At 64.4% G+C, this 4,908-nt stretch carries 5 protein-coding genes; all 5 read left to right on the forward strand.

Features of this window, described 5'->3' with window-relative positions; all coding sequences use genetic code 11:
• Positions 1-3 precede the first annotated feature (3 nt).
• Positions 4-120, forward strand: a complete 117-nt coding sequence (locus tag Q7T64_RS10385) for an rRNA maturation RNAse YbeY (protein WP_370653300.1) — start codon at positions 4-6, stop codon at positions 118-120.
• Positions 121-193: 73 nt separating this feature from the next.
• Positions 194-1,081 (forward strand): HlyC/CorC family transporter, encoded by an 888-nt coding sequence (locus tag Q7T64_RS10390; RefSeq protein WP_304795218.1) that lies wholly within the window; start codon positions 194-196, stop codon positions 1,079-1,081.
• A gap of 13 nt (positions 1,082-1,094) precedes the next feature.
• Positions 1,095-2,681 (forward strand): apolipoprotein N-acyltransferase, encoded by a 1,587-nt coding sequence (gene lnt / locus Q7T64_RS10395; RefSeq protein WP_304795220.1) that lies wholly within the window; start codon positions 1,095-1,097, stop codon positions 2,679-2,681.
• 51 nt (positions 2,682-2,732) lie between these two features.
• Positions 2,733-3,644 (forward strand): glycine--tRNA ligase subunit alpha, encoded by a 912-nt coding sequence (gene glyQ, locus Q7T64_RS10400; RefSeq protein ID WP_304795222.1) that lies wholly within the window; start codon positions 2,733-2,735, stop codon positions 3,642-3,644.
• 67 nt (positions 3,645-3,711) lie between these two features.
• Positions 3,712-4,908, forward strand: a 1,197-nt coding sequence (glyS, locus tag Q7T64_RS10405) for a glycine--tRNA ligase subunit beta (RefSeq protein WP_304795224.1), incomplete at its 3' end; no start/stop codon positions are given.

Consider the following 4,908-nt stretch of genomic DNA (forward strand, 5'->3'; position numbering starts at 1 on the left):
GGTGTGCTGCATGCACAGGGCCATGATCATGAAGAGGAAGGCGAGGCCGCCGTCATGGAGCGACGGGAAACCGAAATCCTGGCCCGGCTTGGCGTGGCGGACCCCTATCGCGAGCGCTGACGCCCCGCAACCCGGTCGGCCAGCCAATCGATTGCTGTATGCTATGCGAAACCTGTAAACCCCTGACGGACCTATGCAAGAACCTCCCAGTCGGGAGAAAAATCCCGACCACAAAGCCCATCGGTCGCTGTTCGAGCGACTGACCGCGCTGATTTCCCCCGAGCCGGAAAACCGGGCAGAACTGCTCGAGATATTGCATGACGCGCATGCGCACGGCCTGATCGATGAAGACGCATTGTCGATGATCGAAGGCGTGTTCCAGGTTTCCGACCTCTCCGCCCGCGACATCATGGTGCCGCGCGCGCAGATGGATACGATCGACATCAGCCAGCCGATCGAAGAATGGCTGCCGCTGGTGCTGCGCTCCGGTCATTCGCGCTTTCCCGTCATTGATGGCGACCGTGATCGCGTGGCCGGCATCCTGCTGGCCAAGGACTTGTTGCGCTACTTCGCCGACCAGGCTTTCGATGTGCGCGGCATGTTGCGCCCGGCTGTGTTCATCCCCGAATCGAAGCGCCTGAACGTGCTGCTGCGCGACTTTCGCGCCAACCGCAACCACATTGCCATCGTCGTCGACGAATACGGCGGGGTATCCGGTTTGCTGACGATTGAAGACGTGCTGGAACAGATCGTCGGCGACATCGAGGACGAGTACGACTTCGACGAGGAGCAGGACAATATCCTTCCCGCCCGCCCGGGCAACTACGGAGCGCGCTGGCGCGTGAAGGCGCATGCGCCCATCAGCCAGTTCAACGACACGCTCGGACTCACGTTCTCGGATGCCGAGGTCGATACCGTCGGCGGCCTGGTCGCGACCCATCTCGGGCGCGTGCCGGACAAGGGCGAGATCTTCGACATGGACAATGTGCGCTTTGAAGTACTGCGCGCCGACGGCCGCAAGGTTCAGGTGCTGCTGGTCGACAAGCTGCCGCCGGGCCTGGCTGGCAGCGAAAAGCGCTGAGCCGGATGCTGCCGTGATCCCCGCGATCCGACCCCGGCTGGCTCCCTCCCCCGCGCTGCTGCTGGCAGCACTTGCCGGCGCACTCTCGACGCTGTCATTCGCGCCATTGGGCTGGTGGGGGCTGCAATTCATCACGCTGGCAGCCTTGTTTGCGCTGGTCGAGCGCGCTGCCACGGTACGCCAGGCAGCCCTGCTTGGCTGGGCATTTTCATTCGGCTGGATGGCCGGCGGCATCTGGTGGTTGTTCATCAGCTTGCACCGCTACGGCGGCCTGCCGGCCTGGATCGCGGTTGCCGCCGTGCTGCTGCTGGCCACCGTGATGGGCCTGTACGCCGCCGCCTCGATGGGTGCGGGCCGCTGGCTGCAGCAACGCGGCGCCTCGCGCGCCGTGCTGCTGCTGGTGGCGCTGCCGGTGCTGTGGATGTTGTCCGAATGGGTGCGCGGCTGGCTGTTCACCGGCTTTCCGTGGATCGTCTCCGGCTATGCGCATACCGACGGCGTACTGGCCGGCTTTGCGCCGCTGGTGGGCGTCTACGGCATCGGCTGGCTGGCGGCCTTGCTGGCGGGCTGCATCGTCTTGCGCGACCGGCGCGCGCTGGCCATGGCGATCCTGGTCATTGCCGCCGGATTGGGCCTTGCCCAGGTGAGCTGGACCCAGCCGCACGGCAAGCCCATCAGCGTGCGGCTGCTGCAAGGCAATGTGCCGCAGGAAATGAAATTCGCGCACGGACAAGTACAAGCGGCGCTGGACATGTACCGGCAAATGATGACCGAACAAGCGGCCGACCTGGTCGCCACGCCGGAAACCGCCCTGCCCATGCTGGCCCACCGTTTGCCGGCCGACTACCTGCCCATGCTGCAGCAGTTCGCCACCCGTACCGGCAGCCATGTGCTGCTTGGCATTCCGGTCAGCGACGGGCCGGACAATTACGCCAATAGCGTATTGGGCTTCGCACCAAGCCCGGCACTCGCTGCGAACGCACCACAGGCGGCGCCCGCGCCCGGACCTGCTGCTGCGTATCGTTACGACAAGCACCACCTGGTGCCGTTCGGTGAATTCATCCCGCCCGGATCACTATGGTTCGTGCGGATGATGAATATTCCGCTGGGCGACTTCACCCGCGGCCGGCTGTTGCAGGCGCCGTTCACCGTCAAGGACCAGCGGGTACTGCCCAATATCTGCTACGAAGACTTGTTTGGCGAAGAAATCGCCGAGCAGCTTGCCGATCGCTGGTTTGCCGGCGAACTGCCGGCCACCATCTTGCTCAATCTCTCCAACATCGCCTGGTTCGGCGACACCATCGCGCTGCCGCAGCACCTGCAGATTTCGCGCATGCGCAGCCTGGAAACCGGGCGGCCGATGCTGCGCTCGACCAATACCGGCGTCACGGCCGTGATCGATCACCGCGGCGCGGTGGCAGCCCGATTGCCTGACAACCAGCGCGCCACGCTGGCGGCGCAAGTGCAGGGAATGCAAGGCTGGACACCCTACATGCTGGGCGGCAACCTGCCAATACTGGCGCTGGCGGCGGCGCTGCTGTTGCTCACTTGGCGCGCACTGCGCCGCACAAGCACGTCTGGCGCTGGCAAAACCCGCTAGAATTCAGGGTTTTCCACGCTTTCTGCCCGCTCGACCCGGCGCCACTCCAACATGCTCACATTTCAACAGGTCATCCTCACACTGCAAGAGTACTGGGATCGCCAGGGTTGCGCCCTGCTGCAACCTTACGACATGGAAGTCGGTGCCGGCACGTCGCACACTGCGACTTTCCTGCGCGCAATCGGCCCGGAGCCGTGGCGCGCTGCCTATGTGCAGCCTTCCCGCCGTCCCAAGGATGGCCGCTATGGCGAAAATCCGAACCGCATGCAGCACTACTACCAGTACCAGGTGGTCTTGAAGCCGGCGCCGGAAAATATCCTCGAACTGTATCTCGGCTCCTTGCAGGCGCTGGGGCTGGACTTGCAGCAGAACGACGTGCGCTTTGTCGAAGACGACTGGGAAAATCCGACGCTGGGCGCCTGGGGCCTGGGCTGGGAAGTCTGGCTGAACGGCATGGAAGTCACGCAGTTCACGTACTTCCAGCAAGTCGGCGGCCTCGACTGCAAGCCGGTGCTGGGCGAAATCACCTACGGCATCGAACGGCTGGCCATGTACCTGCAGGGCGCGGAAAACGTGTTCGACCTGGTATGGACCGAGTGGGACGATCATGGCGTCACGCGCCGGTTGACCTACGGTGACGTGTTCCACCAGAACGAAGTCGAGCAGTCGGCCTACAACTTCGAACATTCCAACGCCGATTTCCTGTTCTCGCTGTTTTCGAACTACGAGTCCGAAGCCAAGCGCCTGCTGGCCGTGCCGGTCACGCTGCCGGCGTATGAAATGATCCTGAAGGCGGCGCATACCTTCAATTTGCTCGACGCCCGCGGCGCCATCTCGGTCACCGAGCGCGCCGCCTACATTGGCCGCATCCGCAACCTGTCGCGCGCGGTGGCGCAGGCGTATTACGAATCGCGTGAAAAGCTGGGCTTCCCGATGTGCGGCGACCCCCGCCAGGCGGCCTGATGCCCACACCGTTACCGACCATCACGAACAACAGCCAAGCGGCCAAGCGCCGACGCGGCACAAGAAAATGAACCAGACACTGCTCGTTGAACTGTTGACCGAGGAACTGCCGCCCAAGGCCTTGTCCCGACTCGGTGAAGCCTTCGCTGCCGGCATTGCCAATGGCCTGAAGTCCCGCGCCTTCCTGGAAGACGGCGCGCTGACCACCTCGTTCGCCACGCCGCGCCGACTGGCGGTAAGCATCACCGGCGTGCGCAGCGCGTCGCCGGACAAGAACATGCGCGACAAGGTGCTGCCGGTATCGGTCGCGCTCGACGCCGATGGCCACGCCACTGCGCCGCTGCAAAAGAAGCTGCTGGCCCTGGCCACGGCCACCGGTGCTGGCGCCATCACGCTGCAACAGCTTGAGCGCGCACCGGATGGCAAGTCCGAAAGCCTGTTTTATTCCTACACGGCCCCCGGCGTGCCCTTGCTGGCGGGCCTGCAGGCGGCGCTGGAAGAAGCCGTCGCCAAGCTGCCCATCCCCAAGCTGATGAGTTACCAGCGCCCGGATGGCACGACGGTGCAGTTCGTGCGCCCCGTGCACAAGCTGCTTGCGCTGCATGGCGAACAGGTCGTGCCGCTGACCCTGCTCGGGCTGCAAGCCGGGCGTGTGACGCAAGGCCATCGCTTCCTGTCCCACGGCGACATCGCGCTGGCCAACAGCAGTGCCTATGCGGCCACGCTGCAAGCACAGGGCAAGGTCGTGGCCGGCTTTGCCGAGCGCCGCGAACAGATTCGCCAGGCGCTGCTGGCGCAGGCCGGGGCAGACCAGATCCTGATGCCCGATGCGCTGCTTGATGAAGTCACGGCCCTGGTCGAATGGCCAGTGGTCTACGCCTGCAATTTCGACCAGGAATTCCTGAGCGTGCCACAGGAATGCCTGATCCTGACCATGCAGACCAACCAGAAATATTTCGCGCTGACCGACGCCAACGGTCGCCTGCGATCACGCTTTTTGGTGGTGTCCAATATCGAGACGGCCACGCCCGCCCATATCGTCGGCGGCAACGAGCGCGTGATTCGTCCGCGCCTGTCGGATGCGAAATTCTTCTTTGAGCAGGACCAGAAGAAAAAACTGGCCGAGCGCCTGCCGGGGCTGGCCAGCGTGGTCTATCACAACAAGCTCGGCAGCCAGGAGCAGCGCACGCAAAGGGTGCATGCACTCGCGCTGGCCATTGCCGACCAGTTGGGCGCGGATGCGGCGCTGGCCGGGCGCGCCGCC

Source organism: Lacisediminimonas sp., assembly GCF_030645335.1.
Classification (GTDB): Bacteria; Pseudomonadota; Gammaproteobacteria; order Burkholderiales; family Burkholderiaceae_D; genus Lacisediminimonas.